Genomic DNA, 24104 nt, shown 5'->3' with positions numbered 1-24104 from the left:
TTATCCGGCGATATGCTGAGATTTGACATCGCTGATATGATCTAATAGGGACTGGTTCAAAATGGGGGATGTTTTCAACATTTCTCGCACGGGATATTTTTCAGCAATATCTGTAAGGGCTTTAAGATGTTTTTCATGGTGGAGGTCAGTGCCCACAAAATCATACATACCTGATTTCAATAAAGTCATCGCGATTGCTTTGACGTCGACGCCATAATAACGGCATCTGCGTTATGCGATTGATGCCGGGAAGATCAATCAGGAGTCGCTAGGTCGGTATAATAGGTGCTCCATTCAAGTTTATCTGTCTTGAGATAGAGGTAGCTCAATAAAATGTAGGTATTGAAAAGATCAACATCCGGCGCATTGGCTTTACAGAACTCTGCCGTTTTTACTAAATAATCGATGGCATGCGCTACATCCTATTTCTTCTCTCCATTTAATGCGTTTTGGGCATATCTATATTCCCAATATTGGTCGATATATTGGCTCGATTCCTCGTTTCGAGCAGTTCCTTTGCAAGGTCTAGTGCGCGTTGATAATATTTTAAGGCCTGATCGGGGTCGTAGCTCTTATTAAACACATTTCCTATATTCAGAAAAGAAAGCATCATGCCTTTTTTGTCGTTGCGTTCTTCTCGTTTTTTGAGTACGTTGAAATGGGGTTTTACACTTTCATCGAAGTTATTTATCTTCAGATATATAACTCCCTATAAATTTAATAAATCAATTTGCAACGTCGCAAACCTTTTGTCCTTAGCGAGGCTTAATCCTCTGGAAACGATTTCTTGCGCCTCTGTGGGATTGCTGCGATAGATTTCAGATGCTACTTTGTAATAAGCTAATATTCGGGTCGAATCGTTACTTGCCTCCGATAGCTGCTTATCTACCTTTTCCCAACCACTGTTTTGGGAATATGCATGATGGGTGAAGAACAATATGGTAAAAAATAATAGGATGGTTAAACGATGCATGGCTAGTTTGTTTCAATAAAACAGTAAAAATAAAAAAAACTATTAAATACAATGAACTTCACGAATATAAAACCATGCTGGACAAACAGGGAAGATAATTGATTATATTTACAGCCAAATGTCTGAGTCCAAAAGAATTTACCAAATCGATCTGTTTCGTTTTATCGCAGCATCTGCCGTCGTATTATATCATTATTTATATCGGGGGTATGCAGCCGGAAATATGTCGCTATTGGGTTTCGATGGCGTCGGAGAATATTTTAAATACGGCTACCTGGGCGTAGACTTATTTTTTATCATTAGTGGTTTTGTGATTGCTTTTTCCATCAAACATCTTTCACTGCGTAAGTTCTGTTATTCCCGCTTCAAGCGTTTGTATCCGATGTATTGGATTTGTTTGCTGTTGACTTTTATCGTTTCTTATTTTTGGGGCGCACCGCGCTATCATGTCACATTTACCCAACTATTGGCCAATCTGACCATGGTGCAAAAACTATGGGGACAGGGGGATGTCGATGGCGCTTATTGGTCGCTCTATGTAGAGTTGAAATTTTACCTGATCATCGCTTTGTTTCTAATTCTGAATCGATTTAAAAAAATAAGCTTGGATTACTTGGTTTATTTTTGGTTGCTATTGTCCAGCCTACGCTTTTTTGTTGGGCCATCGGAAATTTATGACGCAATCCATGAGTCTTTTTTACTCGACTGGAGTGCGTATTTTATTGCGGGAATTATATTCTGCCAGATTTTTCTGCATGGACCAAAAGTCCAGCATTTTGTCGCTTTACCTTGGTGTTTGTACATTTCCATCGATGGTGCTGTGGGGCGTATTCATTGGCTGGAACGCACTTTTCATAGTGACTTTTCACCTTATATTATTGGTGCGACCATCGTTGTGTTTTACCTGCTCATGTTACTGGTTTCCTGTAAAAAGCTCCAGGCGATCAATTCGTCCGGATTTGTTAAAATTGGCATGTTGACCTATCCGCTGTATTTAATCCATCAACACATCGGCTTTATTATTTTTAATCACCTGTATCTGAATAAATACCTGCTCCTTTCAGGTGTTATCATTCTTATGCTTGCCCTGGCTTATCTGCTGAGCGATCGGATTGAACCGCGGATCATGAAGCATTTTCGTAGCATATTGGCGTTTTTACCTCTCCTGGTGAGCTGTAGGATTTGTGGGCCCGTGGACGACAGTAGACTCGACGGACAGTAGTTAAAATCTGGAGAATATCGGCTAAAATAAACCTATGAAGACCGTTGCAAAATAATGTTGATATTTTCTGATCGGTTATTTTTGCTTTTTTTTGCAGTTTTTTCCGATTTGGATTCGGAAATCTAGTTGCGTTTTCTTGAAAAATCCTCTTTTTGAGGCCTTTTCAACTGCTTAATTTGTGTTTTTTATTGCATTGGACACAAGTATCCCAGGTGATCTGTAAAGATTGTACGCCATGGCTTCCATTAGATTTTGTGTATGCATTTTGGCGATCCCCTTATACCTTGCACAGCTTGAGTTGAACCATCGCCGGATGCTCCCGAAGGTCCGTTCAACTTTGAACCTGATCTTGCCGATCAGTTTGTTTCTTAACTTCTCTCTTTCGGTTAACGCTGTTTCTTTCTTTGCCTTATGCAAGATCCTGCTTTTTAGCTTTCCTGATTTGATCAATTCCTCATTTTTAGAGGAACGATATCCCTTGTTAGCATAGATATGGATGCCCTTTGGAAGGTCAGCCGAAGATATTACCTGTTGAAGATTGGCAATTTCATTTACATTTGCTGGAGTGATTACCACGCCCAGAACCAGGCCTTCTGTATCGGTGACATAATGCTTTTTATAGCCATAACGTGTTTTCCCAGCCTTCTTTATCCAACGAGCTTCATGGTCAACACCCGGGCTCTCTTGTTGGATCAATAACTGTTCACTATTCTCTTTATCCAGCTCAGAATCTTCGCGAGGATGTTCACTACGGTCACTTTCGATCTCGTAAATAACTTTGCCTTTTGGTTTTAGCGGAGAATCAACAATACTGGCATCAACGATAGCTCCACGTTTTACCAATATTTTATGTTTATTCAACTGCTTGTTCAGCTCCTTGAATAGATTCTCATAAACACCCTTTTCTTTCAGCGAGCTGCGAAAACGGCTAATAACACTGTGATCGGGAACCGAATCGTCCAAACTGATGCAAACAAAGCGACTAAAGGAGATACTGTCGTTTATACGGTCTTCTACTTCGTAGTCACTCAGACCATACCAGGTCTGTAGAAGTGTCATTTTGAAGAGGATAAGACCAGAATAACTAGGGCGTCACAATTTGCTTTCCCCTTTGTGGTAATGCTTGTTGATAATATTTGAAATCGGACGCCAATTTACCAATGTATTGATCTGATCGAAGAATTCCTGCTTGATTTTCCGTCTTTGAACCATGTAATCAACAAAGCTAACTTTTTCTGTCTTTTCCATACCTTAAATATAACGAAAATCAACAATAAACAAATTAAAAACTTGAATATCAATAAAATAAAAACCAAACACTTTTGCAACGGTCTTATGTAGTTTTTGAAGACTATCCTGAAATAATATGGAGGAAAAGTTTTTATTGCTTTTTGTAAGATTCGTAGTCGTTGGTCAGCAGGCTGCCATCTTCGGAAACTTTATTTAATGTCCGGCTATTAGCAAGTATATATCTATAGGATACTTTTTGATCTTGTTTTTTTGTTGTTAAAACTATTTCTTTGTTATCAGTTACAGTATATGAACCTTCTTCTTTTAAGCCCGTTAAGCGTTCTCCTTTCATTGTAACGATTTCATAAATTTTTCCTTGCTGGAAATGGACACGCAAATAATTGTCTCCACCGCCATAAAGTAATTCCGCTTCCATGTTTTTGCGTAACCAATAAGTATCGGTCAGTATATCCTCTTCCGTCAATATAGTTTTTTTAGAAGAACCGCAACTGGTTAATAGAATTGCTATTGTTATTAAGCAATATAATAATTGACCTGGTTTATGGAATTTAATATTATTGAACATTACTTTTATTTATTAGGAATTCAATTTAGTATAATACATGTTAAATTTACTATTGCGAAGATGAAAATATTAATGCGTAAACTAAATAGTCCCTAGGGTTCTATTTGAACTTAATTTTGACAATTACATTGGTACATGTAAAGAAAATATACTGCCAAGGCCAATCGTACTGGAAATACTGATCCGACAACCTATTCTTTCTGCAAATTCTTGTGATAACATCAGCCCTATGCCCGTGCCCTTTTCTTCCAATGTGCCTAAAGTGCTGAAAATGCGTCCTTTCCGCCTTAAGGCGGCTAATTTAATTTCATCTATTCCGGAGCCTTGGTCCTCTATGGCGATAATCACTTCTCCGTTTTGTTCCTTCGCGTTTATTTTAATAGGCTTTCCTATAAAACTGAATTTGATCGCGTTGTTGATCATGTTACGGATAATGAATTCCAATCTTTTGCCATCAGTGTATACAGTGATGTTTTTATCGATATAATAAACAACAGTTAGCTTTTTTAGCCTAATTCTATCTTCAAAAAGTTGCACGCTTTGCATAACAGTATCATAAATTGATATCGTTGCGAATTCGATCTGCTCATTCGACATCTGCTGAGATGACCATACAAGTAATTCCTCTAACATTTTCGATGCCGTTTTCACTTCCTGTCCAATGCTCACCAGCGAGCTTTTTATTTCTGATTCGGGTATGGAGGCAATTTTTGTTAAAGAAAGCAGAGCATTAAAATTTGCTATGGGCGTTCGTAGATCATGCGATATGACAGAAAAGATTCTTGAGCGGAAATGATCAGCCTGTATTAAAGAAGCATGTTGCTTTTCGATCTCATGGCTTTGGAATTCAACTTTTCGCTTTTCCAAAATCAATAGCTTATGTTTATTATAAAGTAAAAGAAGCAGCACCGAAAAAATGAGTAAGAAACCACAGGTCCATAGCCATGCCGACCTATTCCATTTGACTTCTTTTTCTATGGCTTCGTTGTGCAATTTTAAATTTTTGTTTTCGAGCTATTTCTTTGTCGTTTCATATTTTTCACGAAGTTCTTCCCTAATTTTTGTGCGTATCAATTCCGAGTTCTTTGTGGATTCAGCTGATGCACTATCTATATCGGATAATACCAGTGCTGTATTGCTCATTTTTATAGCTTTAGCAATCTTTTCAAAATCCCCGCTTAATTCTTCATTAAGTTCCTTGAGGCCGCTCCTCGCTATAATTTGTTTTATGATTGAAACTTCCCTTTTGGCTAGTTCAAATTTTTTTTCTTGAACAAGTATATTTGCTCTGTTAATTCTCGCGTAACTTTCTCCAACTGGATCTTTTTTCTTACTCGTAATATCGACTGCTATGTCGGTATAATGTGAGCTCAGATTAAATTTTTCTACCTTTAAATAAAGATAGCTTAATAATATATAAGAATTGAACAGATCAATCTGCGGTGTGTTTTTTTTGCTGTATGCTACAGTTGTTAAAAGGTATTCTATTGCTTTATTTGCTGGTTTTTGTTCTGTTCCGTTCAATGCCCGCTGTGCATTTATATTTCCTATGTTCAGTTGTATGTTTGTCCGATTTGGGGCGTCATTGATTTGTTGGGCAATTTTTAGTGATTTAAGATAGTAAATAAGGGCTTGATCAGGATCATAACTTTTATTGAATACATTTCCTATATTCAATAAGGACAACATTTCACCTTTTTTGTCTTGGAGAGCTTCTCTTTTTTTGAGTACTTCAAAGTGTGTTTTTATACTTTCATCAAATTGGTTTAGTTTTAGTAGTATGACGCCTTTTAGATTAAGGAGGTCCACTTCCATTTCACTCATGTGATGAAGTTGAGCTAGCGAAATCCCTTTTTCTACGATATTTTGGGCCTCCTTTGGGTCACTGCGATATATTTCTTTTGCTTTGTTATAGTACTCTTTCACCTGTGAGGAATCAATTTCGATAGGAATATGCTGTTGCTGATGGATAAATCTGCAGTATGCTCTAGCCTGCAATTTTTGTGGATAGCTTAAGACAAGCTGTAAAAATAGGGGAAATAACAAAAAGATTAATCTATTCATGTTGTATTATGATTATAACCTTGAATAATAATATAAGATCCTAGTATACGATCGGGGCCGAAAAATATTATTCTACTCTTAGTGTATCGAATTATTAACAATGGAGAGGGATTTACGTAATATAATTAAAGAATTGAAATATTTTTTGCAATTTAACAAAAAACAATGTAAAATAAATGTTGAAATTTGAAATATATGATTATATTTGGGATATGTAAAAAATAAATTTCATTTTTGAATAAAGCTAATATAGTTTTTTCAAAATCGGAATGCTTATGATTTACAGTTTGAAAAGCCTAGCTTTATGCTATTAACTTATAATAATCGAAGATTGAATTTTTAAAATAGCCTTTCAGTTTATTGCAAAAGGAGGATGAACAGATTATCTCATTTTAAAAATAGCTTTTATTAGAATATATATTATCTAAATTGAAATTTGAAGTTGTTCTGGTGTATTGTTTGAAATCTAAAAAGATAGAACATGTGTTAAATTTTGATTTATTACTGTTGATAGTTTTTGCGGATGATTTATTCTCAGGTAGGATATTCGATTCAAAATGTCGCCAAATCTTTTATCTGGAATATTATAAAGGCCTCAAGTGTTAAGCTTGTGATTGTAGATGAAATACTCCGATTGGTTGGACCGGCCGGAGATTTCAGAAAGATGAGTAAAAATATTTAATTTGATATAAATTAACAATTAATATAAATCCTCATGTGGTCTATTTTTAATAGAAAGAGTCAACCTTATGACCTCAGTTGGATGGAGGTTGATATGCATTGCCATGTTTTGCCTGGATTGGATGACGGTTGTGCCAATACAGCGGAAAGTATGAAGATATTGAGCCATCTAGCTGATTTAAATCTGAAGCAGCTATAGTTTACACCCCATGTGTTTAAGGAAATGTATCCCAATACCGTTTCACATATAGAACGAGCATTTGCTCAGTTATCTATCGGAGAATTCGCCGGTTTTCTTGGGGGATATGCCGCGGAATATATGGTTGATAGTCACTTTGAGCAGCTTTTAAAAGCTGATGAGAAATTGTTAACATTGCCCACTAATTTGATTTTGATCGAAATGTCCTATGCGCAGGAATATAATCAAATTGAACGAATGATTTTTGATTTGTTGATCGAGGGATATAATCCCATTTTGGCACATCCTGAACGCTATAAATTTTACCATGGCAATGTGGATCAAATCAGGCGGTTACGTGAAATTGGTTGTTTATTGCAGGTTAATCTTTTATCTGTTAGGGGCTACTATGGGATGCACGAAAAGCGTATGGCAAAATATCTGGCCAGTGAGGGGTTAGTGGATCTTGTGGGTACGGACATTCATCATGAAAGACATGTTATACGAAGAGAAGATTGTAGTGAACCTTCATGTAATTTAAAGGGCGAATATCTTGGCGTTAACTAAGTCAGGATATTCGCTCTTTAAATTTCTAGAAAAGCAAGCGCCAGTTTTTTAATATTAGCCCGAGCGTTTGTACAATATAAAGAAGAGTGTTAAATGGGCTGTAATTATTTTTATTTGTGAAGCAGCTGTGATATTATAATAAATGAAAAGAATAAAAAAGATTGCTTGTATTGGAGCAGGCTATGTTGGGGGGCCAACAATGTCGGTTATTGCTCAGAAAAATCCCGCTATTAAAGTTACAGTAGTTGATATCAACGAAAAGCGCATATCGGCATGGAACGATTCTGATTTAAGCAAAATTCCTGTTTATGAGCCAGGCTTGGATCTTGTTTTGGCTGAATCAAGGGGCAGAAACCTTTTTTTTAGCACAGATGTGGATGCTGCTATAGAGGAGGCAGATATGATCTTCATATCGGTAAATACGCCGACAAAAAATTATGGAAAGGGTAAAGGTGAAGCGGCCGATTTAAAGTATATTGAGTTGTGTGCTCGGCAGATTGCACGAGTAGCGTCATCTGATAAGATTGTTGTAGAAAAATCTACTTTGCCTGTTCGTACAGCGCAAGCATTAAAAAGTATTTTACATAATACAGGTAATGGCGTAAGTTTTCAGGTTCTTTCCAATCCCGAATTTTTGGCTGAAGGAACAGCGATTGCCGACTTACACCATCCTGACCGCGTATTGATAGGAGGAGAAGATCAGGAAGCTATTGATGCACTTGCTCATATATATGAAGCTTGGGTACCTAAAAAACAGATTATAACGACGAACTTATGGTCCTCTGAATTATCTAAACTTGTCGCAAATGCTTTTCTCGCCCAACGCGTATCTAGTATTAATTCGATATCTGAGCTTTGTGAAGTAACAGGAGCTAACATTGATGAAGTGGCTTATGCAGTAGGTCAGGACAATCGTATCGGTTCAAAATTCTTAAAAGCATCTGTTGGTTTCGGTGGATCCTGTTTTAAAAAAGACATTTTGAATTTAGTCTATATTGCGAGATCGTATAATCTTTTTAAAGTTGCAGACTATTGGGAGCAAGTCGTTGCCATAAACGATCACCAGAGAGCACGTTTTGCAGAAAGAATTGTTAAGACAATGTATAACACTGTAAATGAGAAGAAAATCGTGTTTTTAGGCTGGGCATTCAAAAAGGATACAAATGATACACGTGAAGCTTCTGCTATCTATGTGGCTGATCATCTGCTTGATGAGCAAGCCCAAGTTGTTGTTTACGACCCAAAAGTGAAAGAAGAGCAAATTTATAGCGATATTGATGGATTGAATAGTAGATCGCCTGAGCAGAATAGAAATCTTCTTAAGGTCGTGAACGATCCTTACACTGCTTTCGGAGATGCATATGCCGTAGCGATATTGACTGAGTGGGATGAGTTTAAGGCGTATGATTGGGCTTTGATAAAAAATCTGATGAAACGTCCAGCTTTTGTGTTTGACGGACGTAGAATATTGGATGCTGTTAAAATGGCTGATATGGGATTTGAATATTATTCAATTGGAGAATAATAATTAAGATATTCATAAATTTTTAAAAATTATGAATTTTCATTGTTACTTATAATTACGTATATTAGATACACTCATTTGATTATTCATAAATATGAGTGCATTCCAGCCTGTAGATTGAAAAATCTGCAGGTTTTTTAGAAGTCAGTTTTCATTTTAATTGTATATGGTTTGTTTTTGCACGTTTAGTAACTGAGTAAAGTTAATTGAAGATTGATTTGTAAAGGCTATGATAGTAATCCTAGCCTTTTATTTATTCGTCAAGTTGCTTTTAACCTGACGAAGCAATATAATCAATTCGCTAATTTTTAACTAATCCAATGCGGAGTTAAATTAAACTTATATTCAGTAATTATTGACACTGAATAATTTTTTTGTCAATGCCATTTTCTCTTATCTTGTCGTGCCAGCAACGAATTGATCTAATGCTCGGTAGCCTGGCCGTATACCTGAGATGCAAGGATCGACCCCACCGATAAAATCAATATTGGTTTTAGCCGCTTTCTGGAGATAAGGCGCCAGCATTCATACTCTTTACACCTCCTGGGCGGCGTCTTACAGCCTGCCATTTGTCGCTATAATAGGTCTTATCCAAATGGATATGCATATCTTTAAAAGAATGCAGCATCAAAAGTCCTTTTGCATCGATCGCATCAGCACTGTTGCTGTTGGCACTGATATTTTTGATTTTTCCGTTTGCGATCTGAATACAAAAAGACCGGTCTTTGTTGCGGTTACATTACCATCACCACCGTACTCAAATCCGGTTTCCAACAACACGTTTTTCAGCGTATAACTTTTTTTACCTTGGTAGCCGCTCAAAAGTTCTTGATAAACCGCATTAGGTTGATTTTCTGCAAATAGCATTCCCCGGATAAATGTTGCACCCGCAAGAGCCAGAGCAGAGTTTCTGATAAAAAAATCATGTTTATGCGGTTTGTCGATGAGCCGTTCGCCATGCAGTTCATTAAATAGGAGTTCGTCGCGCCCTGCAGTCTGTTCCTTGCGGAAACCATCCAGACTGATCACTGGTGCCCAAATTTTTGAATTTCGTTTATCCAAAGTAGATCATATCGAATCTAAAATACAAAATACCGAGGAGTAATCGGTCATGGCGGGCTGAGTTTCCATAGGTTTGTATGGGCATCGTTATAGTGGTGTTGGTACCTGCTCTTAGTATGGGCATAGTATAGTGGTGGTGTTACCTCTGCTAGGGGACAGGAGGAGTTGTGGGCCCGTGGACGACAGTAGACTCGATGGACAGTAGTTAAAATCTGGAGAATATTGGCTAAAATAAACCTATGTATAATGATGTAGAGTCATTAATTTTATAAATGTCAAATAGACAGCAATACAGAAAATATTCTTCGATTTTGGAAGCTTATTAATAGGGATTGCTTTTCTTCTTGTTCGTCATCTGTTGAAGACAATCAAGGAAAAGGATACGGTACTAGCTTTCACCGGGCTAGAGGGTGATCTTTAAACAATAAATCATTAGCGAATAAAAGATAGCGATATGAAAAGATATACGATATATTTTGCAGCAATTCTCACAATTTTTATCAAAATGACAGCTGTAGCTGTGGCACAGGGTGGGGATCAGATCCTAGATGGTATTGGAGAGACAGGCATGGTGGCCCGCTATGTCTTTGATGGGGATTTTAAGGATTGGTCGCGCAATGGGCTACATGGTAAATTCCAGGGGACAAAAGCTTCATTTGTGTCAGATAAGCAATTTACAAAGGTGCTTTCTCTCGCTGGAGGAAAGGACGATTTTGTTGTACTTCCAGCGCAAGTACTCGCTGATCTCGAGTCGATCAGCATTACAGGTTGGATATATTTACGTGCAGCGCAGTCTGGCCAGTATTTATTCGATTTTGGACAAGATATCACCAGGCATTTTGCTGGAACACCAACAGGTACAGCGCTACAAAATGGCTATATAGGGATAATCGCGCAAAAGAAGGCCGAAGTAAAAAATGCGGTCTCTTCGGCTGTGCCTTTAAACAAATGGGTGCACTTGGCCATCGTAGTTGATATTGCTACAGGGACCATGCAAACATATTTAGATGGTATGCCCGCTGGAGAAGTTAACGACATCCCACAGGAGCTGACCGAGGTTTTTGGACAGGCAGGTAGCAAGAGGACACTATACATCGGAAAATCCCTGTCGGGTGGCAATGTAAGTTTAAATGCACTGTTGCATGATTTTCGCATTTATCGTGTGCCACTGAACCGGAGCCAGATCAGCACGGTATACGGAAATGCGCTGAAAGGTGTGCACGAAGACCGTAGTGCTAAAGGTAAAGCCGAGGACGATCTGCCTAGCTTTCCAATGAATAAAGCAGCGCTTTATAATGCCTTCTTAACAGGGGTTGCAGATGTCTCCGTAGAAACAGCGATAGGCGAGCTGCCACGATTGCCGAGTTATGTCGTCGGTACATATAAAGACGGTATGGTGGGACCAAAAGTGCGTGTGTTGTGGCCTGCGCCAACCGACAATAGTGCAGTCGCGCAGCAAACAGCTTACACCGTCACGGGGCGTGTTCCCGGGACAGATCTGAAACCCAAAGCCATCATTACAGTAAAAGGGAAGGTAAAGTCCAAGATGCCTAGCTTAAAATTGGAGGCATTTCACTTGGATCAGGTTTCCCTTAATACGGATGTAAAGCAGCATCAAACGAAGTTTATTGAAAATCGCAATAAATTCATTGATACATTAGCAAAATCGGATCCCAATTCATTCCTCTATATGTTTCGACACGCGTTTGGGCAAAAACAACCGATCGGTGCGCAACCTTTGGAGGTATGGGACAGCCAGGATATCAAACTGCGCGGTCATGCTACAGGACATTACCTGACGGCAATTGCACAAGCTTATGCGAGTACAGGCTATGATAAGGCACTCCAATCAAAATTTTTGGGGAAGATGGATACCATGGTCAACGTGCTTTATGCCTTGTCAAAGTTGTCGGGTACACCGAGACCAGCGGGACAGGCTTCTATTGCAGATCCTGCTGCGGTACCTTATGGCCCCGGTAAATCAGCTTATGATTCTGACCTGAGTGACGAAGGAATCCGTACAGATTATTGGAACTGGGGTACTGGCTTTATCAGTGCCTATCCCCCGGATCAGTTTATTATGCTTGAACATGGCGCAAAATATGGCGGGCAGAAGAACCAGGTTTGGGCACCTTATTATACGCTGCATAAAATCCTGGCCGGCCTGATGGATGTTTATGAGGTAAGTGGAAATAAAAAAGCATTGGAGATCGCAGAGGGAATGGGCAATTGGGTGTATACACGCTTAAATAAAGTCCCGACAGAGACATTAATCAAGATGTGGAATACGTATATCGCAGGTGAATTTGGCGGAATGAATGAAGTGATGGCAAGGTTATATCGTATAACAGGTGAAGAGAACTATTTAAAAACTGCCCGCTTATTTGACAATATTGATATGTTCTACGGCGATGCCGCGCATACACATGGACTGGCCAAAAATGTAGATACTTTTAGGGGCTTACATGCCAATCAGCATATTCCTCAAATTGTGGGTAGCATGGAGCTTTACCGGGTGTCCAATGAGCCCCAATATTATAAAATTGCGGACAACTTTTGGTATAAGGCCACCAACGATTATATGTATAGTATCGGTGGTGTGGCTGGAGCCAGAAATCCAGCCAATGCCGAATGTTTTATTAGTCAGCCGGCGACATTATATGAAAATGGATTTTCTGCAGGTGGGCAGAACGAAACCTGTGCAACCTATAACATGCTGAAATTGACAAGTGACTTGTTTATGTTCGATCAGCGCGAAGAGTTGATGGATTATTATGAACGTGGATTATACAATCATATCTTAGCTTCTGTTGCAGAAAATAGTCCAGCAAACACGTATCATGTGCCTTTACGCGCGGGATCTATTAAGCAGTTTGGAAATGCCGATATGAAAGGCTTTACCTGCTGTAATGGTACGGCTATTGAGAGCAGTACTAAATTGCAGAATACAATCTATTTTAAAAGTAAGGATGACCAGGCGCTGTATGTCAATCTGTATATTCCTTCTACCCTACACTGGACGGAACGGGGAATCAGCGTCGAGCAACAAACCAGTTTTCCGAAAGCGGATCAAACAGCGTTGACCATACGGGGGAATGGCAAATTTGAACTTCATGTGCGGGTGCCAAGCTGGGCAACAAAGGGATTTTTTGTTGCAATAAATGGAGTCAATCAAAAAATTAAAGCTGAGCCGGGCACTTACCTGACCTTAAACCGTACCTGGAAAGATGGGGATGTGATCAACCTTAAAATGCCATTTCAGTTTCATCTGGAGCCAGTTATGGATCAGCCCAATATTGCCAGCCTATTTTATGGGCCGATCTTATTGGCAGCTCAGGAACCTGCAGCAAGAAAAGACTGGCGTAAAGTAACTTTAGATGCAAAGGATATTGCTAAGTCTATTAAAGGAAATCCCGAAACATTGGAATTTTACATTGATGATGTCCTTTATAAACCTTTTTATGATACTTACGGACGTCATTCGGTTTACCTGGATGTCAGTTTAAAATAGGAGGCTAGCAGTGTATTCCTAAATCTTTCCCAAATTCAAGGTATCTTTGTCAGAAACAATTGTGTGTGTGAATTGTCATTTAGCATGGACAGAATACTATTGTTTACACAAGTTTTCCGCTAAATAGAATTAAGAAGATGAAAATATTGGTTATTGAAGACGAAGCGGATTTAAGGGAAATTGTGAAGGCATCTTTACTTAAGGAAGAATATACGGTAGAAACTGCCGCTGATTATGGATCAGCTCTTGAAAAAGTCGCTGTTTATGATTACGATTGTATCCTGCTCGACATCATGTTGCCTGGAGGTAATGGTTTGCAGATCCTCGATCAGCTCAAAAATGAAGGTAAGTCCGATAATGTGATCATTATCTCCGCGAAGGATTCTCTGGACGATAAGCTAAAGGGACTCGAGCTTGGAGCCGATGACTATTTGACAAAACCCTTTCATATTGCTGAGCTGAATGCACGGATTAAAGCTGTGTTACGAAGGAAACAACGGGAAGGTAAGCATACATTGGAAATGGGAAACATCGTGCTGGATCTCAATGAACGCTGCTTATTTATTGCACAGGAGCCTGTGCCGTTAAATCGGAAAGAGTTCGATATGCTCAACTACTTCTTATTGAACAAAAATAGACTGGTCAGCAAAAGTGCGCTGGCAGAACATGTATGGGGAGATAATACGGACCAGGCGGATAATCTTGATTTCATCTATTCACAGATAAAAAACTTGCGCAAAAAATTCTTGGCTAGTCATGCTGATGTGGATTTTGGTGAATAGTTTCCAACAGAAATTTCCAAAAGCCAAAAAAGTAGATTGGGAATTGAAGGGGAATGTTTATGAAGCTGAGTTTGAAACGGATTTATTTGGCATTGACCAGGAAGCTTGGTTTCAGCATAACGGAAAACTTTTGCGGTATAAAACTGAAATCAACAAAAGAGAACTACCGAAGAGTGTGCTGGACCGGGTGAAAAGAGATTTTCCGGGATATCGTATTGAAGACGCAAAAAAGATTACCGCCTAGCAGAAAGTGAGTTATGCGTTTGAAGTGAAAAGTCGAAAAGAGGAGTGGAAGCTGGTACTCGATTCAGAGGGAAATGTGCTTACGAAAGTAAGGGACTAGGCCGATATTTCTGTACAAATAAGAAAACCTTCATGATTTTACATGCACTCATAGCGGCGAAATCATGAAGGTTTTTTTGGTAAGTAGGCCGAGTTTATTGCGCTAACTAATCTTCTCCTTCCTCTGCGTGGAGTTCAAAAGATAGTTTTATGAGGTCTTGACCAGCAAACTTAGTGGCATAATCCGATAAATTCCAGTCAGTACGGGTAACTTTTGCCTTTGTGCTGGCATCGTTAAACTTGCGAAGTACAAAGACTACATTTTTTTCGCCTTCATTATCTTTTCCTGCTGTAAAGTACGTGATGATTCCTGTTGTCTCCGTTGCTCCATTGACTGCAGAGCCATCACCGTAGGTAGTTTCTTTCGTTTGAAAGATTGCACCATTTCCTGTACTGCTATTCGGATTTAAAACGAAAGAACCACCCGTAAGGAATGCTTTGTAGTAATCTGCAGTTGCTTTATTGCTGATGTATTGGCCCTGGATTTCTTTTGAAGAAGCATCAAATTGTTTTAATTCAATTTTATAGATACCTGCGGGATTGAGGTGAGCATGTCCTCCAGCCAATGCTGTTCCCTTCTCATCAAAGCTGATAGCAATTGGCTCTACTTTTTCTTTGTCGGCAAGATCATGGAAATGGTCTCCATGGACTTCGCCGGCTACTTCTGTAAATACAAGCTTATAAGCAACTTTGGCATCTGAACCTTGTATAGTCAACGGTGATTCAGCTGTAGTCGCATTTCCGGCTTTGTCGGTTACCGTAAAATGAAAATGATATGCCCCGGCGGGAGCATCAGCGGGAACATCAATATGTTCATGAAATGCCGCATTTTTCACGCCAATGTATTTTCCATCCGTATAGGCTTTTGTAAACTTATACTGACCGCCACCTTCTTGATGTACCTCAATTTCGATTTTAGCAATCAGTGCTTCGGCAACAATATCACCTTCAAGATGAAGATCTGATCCCGCTTGGACAGTTTTATTATTGCCACTGCCGATTTCAAGTGTGCCTATCTGGGGTTTTGCAAGTGCTGGAATTTCCTCGTTATCTTTCTTACAGGACGATAGGAAGCCTAAAAGAATTGTACTTAACAGGAAGAAGAAGCGAATGTTTCTAGTTTTCATGTAAAATGGATTTAATTAAATTGAGTTGATAAATATGTATGGTATTACTCGAGTATACGGATGCTGATTCCCTTCTGGCTGCTCCATCCCGCCAGGTCAGTCACCTGAATCATAAAATGATAATTACCCGGATCGATATCTGCTGGCACATCGATTTTTAATTCGGCATCATATTGCTGTGGCTGCCCCGGAATATTAACTGTCTTGACCAAAGTAAATGGCTTGACGGGTGTTTTTATCGCCTCAACCGTGCATTCACCGATTTCAGTGCTATGCGAATGATGGTCAAAATTATGGTGTACGTCGATGCTATAGCTCCCGAGCGCGACATTATCAGATAGCTTACTGCGGAAAGTAAAACTTGTGCCTCGTTTAATTGTGCTGCATTGTTTTGGGAAAGCCGTTTCCGAATCGATGGCGATGGTCGGTTTTTCGGTATCAATGCTTTCCTTATCTTTTTTACAGGCAACAGTCATGGCAAGTAACACTGTAATAAGTGTGTATTTTTGAAGTGTTTTCATCTATAAATTTTATTCATTTGTGTATGTGTTAAGCGATATTCATAAGCTTGCGATGCTCGTATATTGCTCAACGGTTGTTTATAGGGAGCAAAGGGTTTAGTTTTAATAATCTTATGATCGGGACTGTTTTCCAAAGGGAACTCCAATGGATAGCATAAAATTCCTTCCCTGTTCAGGCAAAGAGATCAGCCGATAAAAGCTGGTATGATCCATATATTTCTTGTCAAAGAGATTTTGAACCTGTAAGCGTAATTGGAGGACAGATCCCGAAAACCGAAGTTGTGTTCCTGCCCGGAAGTTGAAGACCTGATAATCTGCTGTGGACTCTTCTGGTGGAACAACATGATACTGCGCTGCTGTCCATTTGCAATCGACGGAAAGGTAGGTCTCTTTAAAATGTTTGCTATTTTTTGCTGTCCAGCTGATGTCCATCAAAGCTGAAGGTGCCGGAGAGAAAGGAAGTGTATAGCCTTTCTTTGCGCCCGATAGTTGTTCCGATCGAACATATTCACCCAATAATTCTACTTTCCATTGTTTCAGAGGCTGATAGCTGAGCTTCAATTCTGCTCCATAACGGCGAACACGACTTTCCATATATTCAAAGATTTGATTGCCGGCGCCATAATATTGATCGTAGCTTGACGTAGGATTGAGGTAGATATAATTGGAAAAGTAATTAAAGAATGGTGTAAAGGCAACAAAGACTTTTCTAGGGCTCCAGGTCAATGATAAATCCAGTTGATAGGACTGTTCGGGAGACAATGATTGATTGCCTCTTTCATAACTGAAGTAGTGATAGTTGACACCATTGGCGGCAAGTTCCTGTGCAATGGGGGCCCTGAAACTCTTGCCGATATTGATTTTTGTTTCCAGATCGCCGAATTGATGTGCCGCTCCTATAGACCAAACCAGACTATTGAAACGGCGACTGAGCGCCGAAGCCCGGACTATTCTGCCCGACTGATTATCTTCCAGCTTTGATTCGAACCAATCCTGATAAGGTGATGTCTGAATATGGCTGTAATCGTAACGCAATGCCCCATATAGCATGGTTTCGTCCGCGAGTTTGTATTGATCATAGACGAATAGGCCCATTGCCTTTTGGCGAAAAGTGGGGATAAGGAAGCTCCAACCATCAATACGGTTATCCTGATACTCTCCATTTGCGCCAATGGTAAGTCGATGTGTGGCCAAATCAAATTGGTCTTTTACAGAGATACTATAGACCTGTTTGTCATATAACCTTTCCAAATTGATCGGGATAGTCATATCTTTTGGATAAACAGGTGGCATATAACCATGCGCGGTGTAATTGTTATATTCTTGCCGGTAATTTTTCTGATAGCCCAAGTCTATCCAAAGCTTGTGCTTATCCAGATCGATAAAGTTGCGGTTAATAAGTTTCAGGTGATTGACCGTCTGGCTTGGGAAACCAATGTCACGACTGGATTTGTCATAAAGTGCTGTATCTACGCCCCTTGGTTCCAAGCCGTGCGCATTGGCAAAGAAGCCAAACTTTGTATGATAATTACTCAGGTAGAAAATCGAAGAAAAACGATCCGATAGATATCCGCCGCGTAGTTGAAAATGTGTCTCTCGTCCCGCAGTGTTGCGAACATGCCGATCTTTCAGACGTACCGCATAATTGTAAACATAGACTGTATCTGTGGGGACACGGTAATCGCCATATTCCAGATGCGTGAATCCTCCTCCAAATACCCAATTCCCTTTTCGGCCCTGTGCTTGTAGCGATCCGCCAAAAGTAGCGTTGTTTGACTTTGTCAATAGGTTAAACTGCCCCTTAAAACCTGTCTCCTGTAGTTCCGCTGGCGGTGATAGCCGAATGACACCACCAATGGCATCTGAGCCATACAAAAATGAGCTGGCCCCCTTTAGTACCTCGGCACTCCCTACACTGAATTGATCGATTTCCAATCCATGATCCAACCCCCATTGCTGGCCTTCATGTTTAATGCCATTTTCTACCGTGGCCACACGATTAAATCCGAGCCCTCTAATCTGCGGTTTAGACTGATTAGCACCTATGCCTATGGCACTGATACCGGGAAGCCTGCTTAATGTCTGCATTAAACTTCCCGCCTGGTATTTTTGTATAGAGTCGGCAGTCAATAGCTGGATCGATAATGCTCCTTCTGCTGCCCGGTGATAACGTCGCCCTCCAACTTTTACTTCTTCAAGCTCGATACTATTTTCCTGTCCATAACATGGGAAAAATAGCTGTTGTGCTGCGATAAGTGAAAAAATGATATACCTATTCATCTATGTGGATTCGATTCGTAAAGCGTAATTCGTGCAATACATATGGTATTCCAATTAATATATATTGCAATTAAGTTGCAACAAATATAAGGAAAAAGATTTTAAAAGCAATATAGTTGCATTATAAGGCTTGAAGAAACAAATCCCTGATTTCAGCGATAGTAATATTTTTCGGCTTCAATTATCTTTGATTTAGAGTGTTATGCATTGGTGAGTGATATTCATAATTAGAAAAAGGCACTGGTGAAATAGCGGTTGCTAGCGTAACCTAAACAGATTTTTGATGCACTAAAGCTTGTCCTATGGATGATGTGGTGTTGCTATTTTTACGAAAAATGAGGAAAAACAAATTATAAAATAGATCAATATGATTAAACAATTTATTACGGGCATGATGACCGCAGCGGTTCTGAGCCTGTCAAGTTGTGGTTCGGGAGAAAAAGATCCTGCAGCATACAACAATTCAATTATTACCGTTATAAATAGTAGTGAAAAACATGTGACAGACATGAATGCCGCCATGAATGGCTCCGAATATACGAAAGCCGAACAGGTCCGCGCAGATTGGGAAAAATCTTTGAATGATGATATCAAGAAAGTCGAAGATCTGGGAGATTTCAAAGGCGATGCGACATTCCAAAAAGCCGTTCTTGATGGCTTAAATGGGTATAAAAAAATCGTTACGGAGGATTATCCGAAATTGATTGAACTCCGAAAAAATAAGACACCTGATGCTGCTAAAGAGTCTGCATTGCTTGAAAATATCAATAAAGCGTTTGAAAATATGAGCAATGGTGTCAATCAAGCATCCACAGCATTTGAAAGTAAATATAAAAGCTAATCTTTTTGCATAAACAATAAGCAATCAGTTAAGCCACATCAGCAAAAAATGATGTGGCTTTGTTTTTTGCAGTACAGCTGTTGTTGCTTGAGAAATACGGCTGTATTGACTGTATTATTAGGGATCGTTTTTAGGGATCTTAAAATCTTTGCACAGTATTGTAGGAATGCCCTAGCAAAACAAAATGCTAACAAACGTTAAAACTCCGAAGGCCGAACTTGAATTTCATATTTTTATGTAGCTTTACCTTACGTATAGTAGCGCATGCCATGGGATTTAAAAATAGTGCAAAACAAATGTTCAAATGAAAGCCATATCAATTTTAACTGCTGTGTTTTTTTCTTGCTTCGCCAGTATACTAATGACAGCTCGTGCACAGGAAGCCGCAAAAAAATTAGATTACTTGGTGCTTATGAACGCAGATACCCTTTACGGAAAAATCTCCTCCATCAAGGATCACAAACTCAAATTTGAAAATCAACAGAAAGAGAAGCTAACTTTTGCCCCCGGCCAGGTGTTTCGTGCTTACTGGGAATCTAAAAGAAAAGTTTATGCACCTTCTTATGTCGAAAATGGCTTGGAGCCCGTTCAGGGAACTTCTCCACAAGTATTTCAAATAGGTCGATATTATACGGAGGAGCCAACTTTTGCTGAAGTGTTGGTTGATGGAGAAATAATGGTTTATTATGTGTCTAATTTGAACCTTGGTGGTGGCGGAGGAATGATGTTTGGTACGGGTGGTGGTGGTACAATGTTGTCCATTGGAATCAGTAAGTCTAAATATGCTTATGCATTAAAAAAGTCAACCGGTGAAGTGATTGAAATAAGTAGTAATACGAACGAACTTTTTAGCAACAGCAAAAAAAAGCGGACAATTGCTTTAGGGCGTTTGATCAATGACGAACCGGAGTTGTTTGCTGAGTTTGAAAATGAGAAAAAGTATGATTATGATCTTTTTATAAAATACGTTATGCGCTATAATGAGCTTCAACTTTCAAAAATCTCTTCCGAGGAGAGAAAGCAACTAATTATTTATTGAGATTTTTTATTCACTGATACTGCATTTAAAACAATTTTATGATACTTACCATCTTTATTGTATTGACTATAGTTGCAGCCTATGGCTTTTGGTTGCTATTTGAAAAGGCAGGACGCAAAGGTTGGGAAGGAGTTGTTCCTGTCTATAGTCAGTTTATCCAATCGCGGATACTCGGCAAGAAGACCTGGCAGCTTATCCTTTTGCTTGTTCCGATCGTCAATGTTTTTATCTTTTATAATCTCTACCTCGATTTTATTCATTGTTTTGGGAAAAGAAGGTTTTGGGAAAATTGCGCTGTTGTGCTGGTTCCGTTTATCGTGCTACCACTTTGGGGCAGAGATAAAAATGTGCAATTTATGAATGGGCTATATGCCAAAAATCTGAAAGTAGCGCATGCCGAAGGTCGCCTGGCGACAAAGGAATCTGAACTGGAAATTGCGCATCAATCGTATATAGACTATAAGAAGAAATATCCCTATAAAAAATCGATGGTACGAGAATGGGCGGATGCGATTGTTTTTGCGACTGTCGCTGCAACCTTGATTCGTGGTTTTTTATTGGAGGCATTTATGATTCCTTCGGGGTCTATGCAACAGTCTCTCCTCATTGGAGATTATCTTTTTGTCAGTAAACTAAATTACGGGCCCCGTATTCCAAATACACCTATAGCGTTTCCTTTTGCACATCATACGATGCCATTAGTAGGAGGAAAAGCATTCTCCGAACTCATTAAAATTCCTTACAAACGATTGCCCGGATTTCAAGAAATAAAACGGAATGATGTGATCGTTTTTAATGCACCTGCCGGTGATACCGTTGCTGTCGAAAATCAAGACTCGCCCTATTATGACTTGGTGCGTAGCATGGGACGTGAAGCAGTACATCAACAATTTACAATTCAAACCCGTCCAGTGGATAAACGCGAACATTTAATTAAACGCTGTGTGGGAATGCCTGGGGATAAAATCAGCATGACAGAAGGAGTATTGTTTGTGAACGACCAACCAGGTTTTGTAGCCCCGGAAAGCCAGATGGATTATACCGTGATCACAGATGAGGCAGGTCTGGACGAACAGCGCCTAAGAGATATGGGAATAGAAGTCTCTGCTATTCAGCCCGGAGTTTATGTAATCTTTTTAACGAAAGATCAGGCAGCCATGGTGAAATCCTGGTCCAATGTCAAATCCATGCAAATGAACTTGCGTAAACCTGGGGAAGCCGAAGCAAATACCTTTCCGAACGACCCACAATACAAATGGAATTATGATAATTTCGGCCCCTTTGTTATTCCTCGAAAGGGGATGACTATTCCACTGAATGCACAGACCTTGCCACTCTATGAGCGAGCCATACGAGTGTATGAAAATAACCTGTTGGAAAAGAAAACGGATGGGCTTTATATCAATGGAAATCGAACAGATTCCTACACCTTTAAAATGGATTATTATTGGATGATGGGAGATAATAGGCACAACTCGCTCGATGCTAGGGATTGGGGATTTGTTCCTGAGGATCATATTGTCGGAAAAGCATTATTTACCTGGATGAGCTGGAATGCAGATGGTAATGGACTTTCCAAAATACGGTGGAATAGAATTTTTAAAGGTATCCATTAGAAAAGAAAGCTTCTCGCCACCACTATTAATACCACCTAGATCTACCTGCACGGGAAATTGATTGATAATATAGTATTTTAATCCCGCTTTATAAATAAACGAATGTGTAGAATTCAATTCGATTTTTTGGCCATCAAAATCGAATACATATCTTTGACCAGTGAAACCTAATCCTGCTTTGACAGCTAGTTTATCTTGGAAAAAATAACCTGCTTCACCGCCTACAGACCAGAGCTGGGCGCCATTGTTGGAATAAAAGCTAAAGCCGGAAGTAGAAAGGCCGGTCAGTGGCGAGAGATTCGTTTCGACCATCCATTTTCCTTTAGAGATCGCTGTTGGAGTTTCTTGGGCCGATACAGTTTGCAAACCCAACAGGGTAAGCATTATAAAAAGACTCTTTTTGGGGGATTCTGTTTAAATAACGAATAAGAAGAGATTATTTTTATTTTTTAATACAACGAACTTGAACGGTTGCATTTTGATTGAGTGCTGCAATTTGTGTAAAGTATAACAACAATACCTTTTGTGGCTGATTTGTGGCTTATGTTTTTCTCGCGCGCTCATTGGCTATTTATGGTGCTAAAGCTGCTACAGGGGTAGTTGCCATTACCACCAAAAAAGGAATAGGCGATAAACCCGTGTTGACGGCGAATATCAACTGGAGAGTAGCTCCGCTAGTACGTAAGCAACGTGCTTACGATGGCTCTGGTTTTCTGAAATGGCGAGCAGATGTGGGGCGCGCTGGTGGTAAATACAATCCGGATGGCACATTAAGGCGGATTCCGACAGGTGATAGCGGATTGAATGCCCGTAATCCTTTTCTAAATATGACCTACAATGACCGGATGAACAAGCAGAATACCCTTTTTGCAAGTCTCTTCGCAAAAGTTAACTTGCCTTTTGGTATTACTTATCAGTTCAACTTTAGTCCCGGAATTGAGGTAGGTCACGTACACCAGACACGTCCATTGTTTAATTTCCATCAGCAGAATATGAATAAACCGAGAAGACAGCGTTCGGATTGGAGCTCCGATCGGATGATGGGAGAGCGTAATCCTGCCGTTCATCAACTGAATTTTGTTAAAACAGCCTGCGAAGTGGCCAAATTGGATTTGACGGATTTCTTTGATAAATACGGATTCTTTTTTGTTGGTACCTTGGAATACGACGATTATGGAAAGTATACCTATACCATGACGCAGGAAATGGTTGATGCCTGTCGCCTGGCAATTAAAAACATGAACTTGCCCAAGCCTAAGGCTGATCTTACAGCATTAAGAGATTAGAGCATGTAAACTATAATAACGTCTGACGCTCCGAATCATCTAAATTGATTCGGAGCCTTTTGTTTGGTTGTTATGTTTTTTGAACTTAGTCGTTATTCTAAACGTGTTACAAGCTGAACGCTTTCTCTTGCTCATTTTCTTTGATCCCATAAACCCTCCAAAAATGCCTATATCATGGTGATTCTGGTTGAATGCTGGGACGCTTGTAGGGTTATTTACATAATGTTATGTTTATTCGCTTTTATTTAGTTCTTCTTTAAGTTAGATTTTAATTAGTATTTAGTTAGCTTTTGGTTAGGATTTATTTAGCTATAACCTAAGCTATACCTAAACAAACCCTAAGTAAAGTAGTAAAAGAGTGTGATCATCTAATGGGTAATCCGGAGCGGTGTATGCTCTCATTCTTTTGCTGTGCTGCGGTATTCTTCTGTTGTTCTCTGTTCGGGTATGTTTGCGTTTTCCGATCTCCCTTTGCTATGCTGTGTCGGGGGAGCAGTAGACCCGGCAGGTGCATTTCAGCATGTTTTCGTTGCCCGATGCCGCTATCTGGCCAAATCTGGTGGCCGGATCAGCCATCCCAGCCTTCCGATCACCTGTTTTACAAAAAGAATGTCGCACCGTTACAGGTAGTTAAGGACAAAATGAAAATAATAAGAACAAAAGGCTTGGAA

22 protein-coding genes and 2 pseudogenes are annotated in these 24104 nt (G+C 39.5%); 10 read left to right on the top strand and 14 right to left on the bottom strand.

All coding sequences use genetic code 11. The features are described from left to right. From B4Z90_RS23595 to B4Z90_RS23585, 3 genes are all read right to left on the bottom strand, one after another. On the bottom strand, window positions 1–189 hold the full coding sequence (locus B4Z90_RS23595; protein ID WP_159332694.1) for a hypothetical protein: 189 nt from the start codon (window positions 187–189) through the stop codon (window positions 1–3). Between the two features lie 250 nt (window positions 190–439). Beyond that, a complete protein-coding gene (locus B4Z90_RS23590) occupies window positions 440–613 on the bottom strand; it encodes a tetratricopeptide repeat protein (protein WP_159332695.1) in 174 nt (57 codons plus the stop codon). A gap of 96 nt (window positions 614–709) precedes the next feature. Continuing rightward, window positions 710–973 (bottom strand): hypothetical protein, encoded by a 264-nt coding sequence (locus B4Z90_RS23585; protein WP_159332696.1) that lies wholly within the window; start codon window positions 971–973, stop codon window positions 710–712. Between the two features lie 118 nt (window positions 974–1091). Between B4Z90_RS23585 and B4Z90_RS23580 the strand changes: the two genes are divergently transcribed. Continuing rightward, window positions 1092–2195, top strand: a complete 1104-nt coding sequence (locus tag B4Z90_RS23580) for an acyltransferase family protein (protein WP_286803480.1) — start codon at window positions 1092–1094, stop codon at window positions 2193–2195. 171 nt (window positions 2196–2366) lie between these two features. On the opposite strand, the pseudogene B4Z90_RS23575 reads toward B4Z90_RS23580, so the two are convergent. The 5 genes and pseudogenes from B4Z90_RS23575 to B4Z90_RS23555 all read right to left on the bottom strand — a co-directional run. Next, a pseudogene (locus B4Z90_RS23575) lies at window positions 2367–3275 on the bottom strand (IS5 family transposase); the annotation flags it as partial. A 12-nt stretch (window positions 3276–3287) separates the two neighbouring features. Then, window positions 3288–3443 carry a hypothetical protein gene (locus B4Z90_RS23570; RefSeq protein WP_201303450.1) on the bottom strand — a complete coding sequence of 52 codons (156 nt, stop codon included), beginning with the start codon at window positions 3441–3443 and terminating at the stop codon, window positions 3288–3290. A 133-nt stretch (window positions 3444–3576) separates the two neighbouring features. Further along, window positions 3577–4011: a hypothetical protein gene (locus B4Z90_RS23565; RefSeq protein ID WP_159332698.1), complete on the bottom strand. Its 435-nt coding sequence runs from the start codon at window positions 4009–4011 to the stop codon at window positions 3577–3579. 123 nt (window positions 4012–4134) lie between these two features. After that, complete coding sequence (locus tag B4Z90_RS23560; protein WP_286803478.1) at window positions 4135–5004, bottom strand: sensor histidine kinase; 870 nt, start codon at window positions 5002–5004, stop codon at window positions 4135–4137. Between the two features lie 21 nt (window positions 5005–5025). Continuing rightward, entirely contained in the window at window positions 5026–5835 is an 810-nt protein-coding gene (locus B4Z90_RS23555; protein ID WP_286803476.1) for a tetratricopeptide repeat protein, read from the bottom strand. A 955-nt stretch (window positions 5836–6790) separates the two neighbouring features. Between B4Z90_RS23555 and B4Z90_RS23550 the strand changes: the two are divergent. After that, window positions 6791–7501: pseudogene (locus B4Z90_RS23550) on the top strand (tyrosine-protein phosphatase). Between the two features lie 142 nt (window positions 7502–7643). Then, window positions 7644–9026, top strand: coding sequence for a nucleotide sugar dehydrogenase (locus B4Z90_RS23545; RefSeq protein WP_159332702.1), 1383 nt, complete (start codon window positions 7644–7646; stop codon window positions 9024–9026). A 493-nt stretch (window positions 9027–9519) separates the two neighbouring features. Here the strand turns inward: B4Z90_RS23545 and B4Z90_RS23540 are convergent, their stop codons facing one another. Beyond that, complete coding sequence (locus B4Z90_RS23540; RefSeq protein ID WP_262511798.1) at window positions 9520–9654, bottom strand: hypothetical protein; 135 nt, start codon at window positions 9652–9654, stop codon at window positions 9520–9522. Continuing rightward, a complete protein-coding gene (locus B4Z90_RS23535) occupies window positions 9654–10088 on the bottom strand; it encodes a hypothetical protein (RefSeq protein ID WP_286803474.1) in 435 nt (144 codons plus the stop codon). Before B4Z90_RS23535 ends, B4Z90_RS23540 begins: the two co-directional genes overlap by 1 nt. 454 nt (window positions 10089–10542) lie before the next feature. Here B4Z90_RS23535 and B4Z90_RS23530 point away from each other — a divergent pair, with 454 nt between their 5' ends. The 3 genes from B4Z90_RS23530 to B4Z90_RS23520 all read left to right on the top strand — a co-directional run bounded on the left by B4Z90_RS23530 (window position 10543) and on the right by B4Z90_RS23520 (window position 14625). Continuing rightward, window positions 10543–13599: a beta-L-arabinofuranosidase domain-containing protein gene (locus B4Z90_RS23530; protein WP_286803473.1), complete on the top strand. Its 3057-nt coding sequence runs from the start codon at window positions 10543–10545 to the stop codon at window positions 13597–13599. A gap of 137 nt (window positions 13600–13736) precedes the next feature. Further along, the gene (locus B4Z90_RS23525; protein ID WP_145330908.1) at window positions 13737–14381 is read left to right on the top strand and encodes a response regulator transcription factor; all 645 of its coding nucleotides are present in this window, start codon (window positions 13737–13739) and stop codon (window positions 14379–14381) included. Next, window positions 14356–14625, top strand: a complete 270-nt coding sequence (locus B4Z90_RS23520; RefSeq protein WP_286803472.1) for a hypothetical protein — start codon at window positions 14356–14358, stop codon at window positions 14623–14625. The genes B4Z90_RS23525 and B4Z90_RS23520 overlap by 26 nt, the downstream gene beginning before the upstream one ends. 205 nt (window positions 14626–14830) lie before the next feature. On the opposite strand, the gene B4Z90_RS23515 is transcribed toward B4Z90_RS23520, so the two are convergent. The 3 genes from B4Z90_RS23515 to B4Z90_RS23505 all read right to left on the bottom strand — a co-directional run bounded on the left by B4Z90_RS23515 (window position 14831) and on the right by B4Z90_RS23505 (window position 18651). Beyond that, entirely contained in the window at window positions 14831–15850 is a 1020-nt protein-coding gene (locus tag B4Z90_RS23515; RefSeq protein WP_286803471.1) for a DUF4625 domain-containing protein, read from the bottom strand. A gap of 44 nt (window positions 15851–15894) precedes the next feature. Continuing rightward, window positions 15895–16371: a DUF4625 domain-containing protein gene (locus B4Z90_RS23510; protein ID WP_115045816.1), complete on the bottom strand. Its 477-nt coding sequence runs from the start codon at window positions 16369–16371 to the stop codon at window positions 15895–15897. A 111-nt stretch (window positions 16372–16482) separates the two neighbouring features. Then, window positions 16483–18651, bottom strand: a complete 2169-nt coding sequence (locus tag B4Z90_RS23505; protein ID WP_115045814.1) for a TonB-dependent receptor — start codon at window positions 18649–18651, stop codon at window positions 16483–16485. Window positions 18652–19018: 367 nt separating this feature from the next. On the opposite strand from B4Z90_RS23505, the gene B4Z90_RS23500 reads away from it, so the two are divergent. The 3 genes from B4Z90_RS23500 to lepB all read left to right on the top strand — a co-directional run bounded on the left by B4Z90_RS23500 (window position 19019) and on the right by lepB (window position 22147). Beyond that, window positions 19019–19492: an LIC11966 family surface protein gene (locus B4Z90_RS23500; RefSeq protein ID WP_115045813.1), complete on the top strand. Its 474-nt coding sequence runs from the start codon at window positions 19019–19021 to the stop codon at window positions 19490–19492. Between the two features lie 304 nt (window positions 19493–19796). Next, window positions 19797–20531, top strand: a complete 735-nt coding sequence (locus B4Z90_RS23495; RefSeq protein ID WP_145330920.1) for a hypothetical protein — start codon at window positions 19797–19799, stop codon at window positions 20529–20531. A 38-nt stretch (window positions 20532–20569) separates the two neighbouring features. Continuing rightward, a complete protein-coding gene (gene lepB / locus B4Z90_RS23490) occupies window positions 20570–22147 on the top strand; it encodes a signal peptidase I (protein ID WP_286803469.1) in 1578 nt (525 codons plus the stop codon). Here lepB and B4Z90_RS23485 read toward each other — a convergent pair. After that, entirely contained in the window at window positions 22064–22531 is a 468-nt protein-coding gene (locus tag B4Z90_RS23485; protein WP_115045809.1) for a hypothetical protein, read from the bottom strand. The two genes, lepB and B4Z90_RS23485, sit on opposite strands and share 84 nt — an antisense overlap. A 152-nt stretch (window positions 22532–22683) precedes the next feature. On the opposite strand from B4Z90_RS23485, the gene B4Z90_RS23480 reads away from it, so the two are divergent. Next, window positions 22684–23433 (top strand): hypothetical protein, encoded by a 750-nt coding sequence (locus B4Z90_RS23480; protein WP_070570101.1) that lies wholly within the window; start codon window positions 22684–22686, stop codon window positions 23431–23433. The last annotated feature ends 671 nt before the right edge of the window (window positions 23434–24104 follow it).

The sequence above is a fragment of the Sphingobacterium sp. UBA5639 genome (assembly GCF_002421245.1).
Classification (GTDB): Bacteria; Bacteroidota; Bacteroidia; order Sphingobacteriales; family Sphingobacteriaceae; genus Sphingobacterium; species Sphingobacterium multivorum.
The sequence above is the reverse complement of the archived record's forward strand: the minus strand, read 5'-3'. Positions and strand labels throughout refer to the sequence as shown.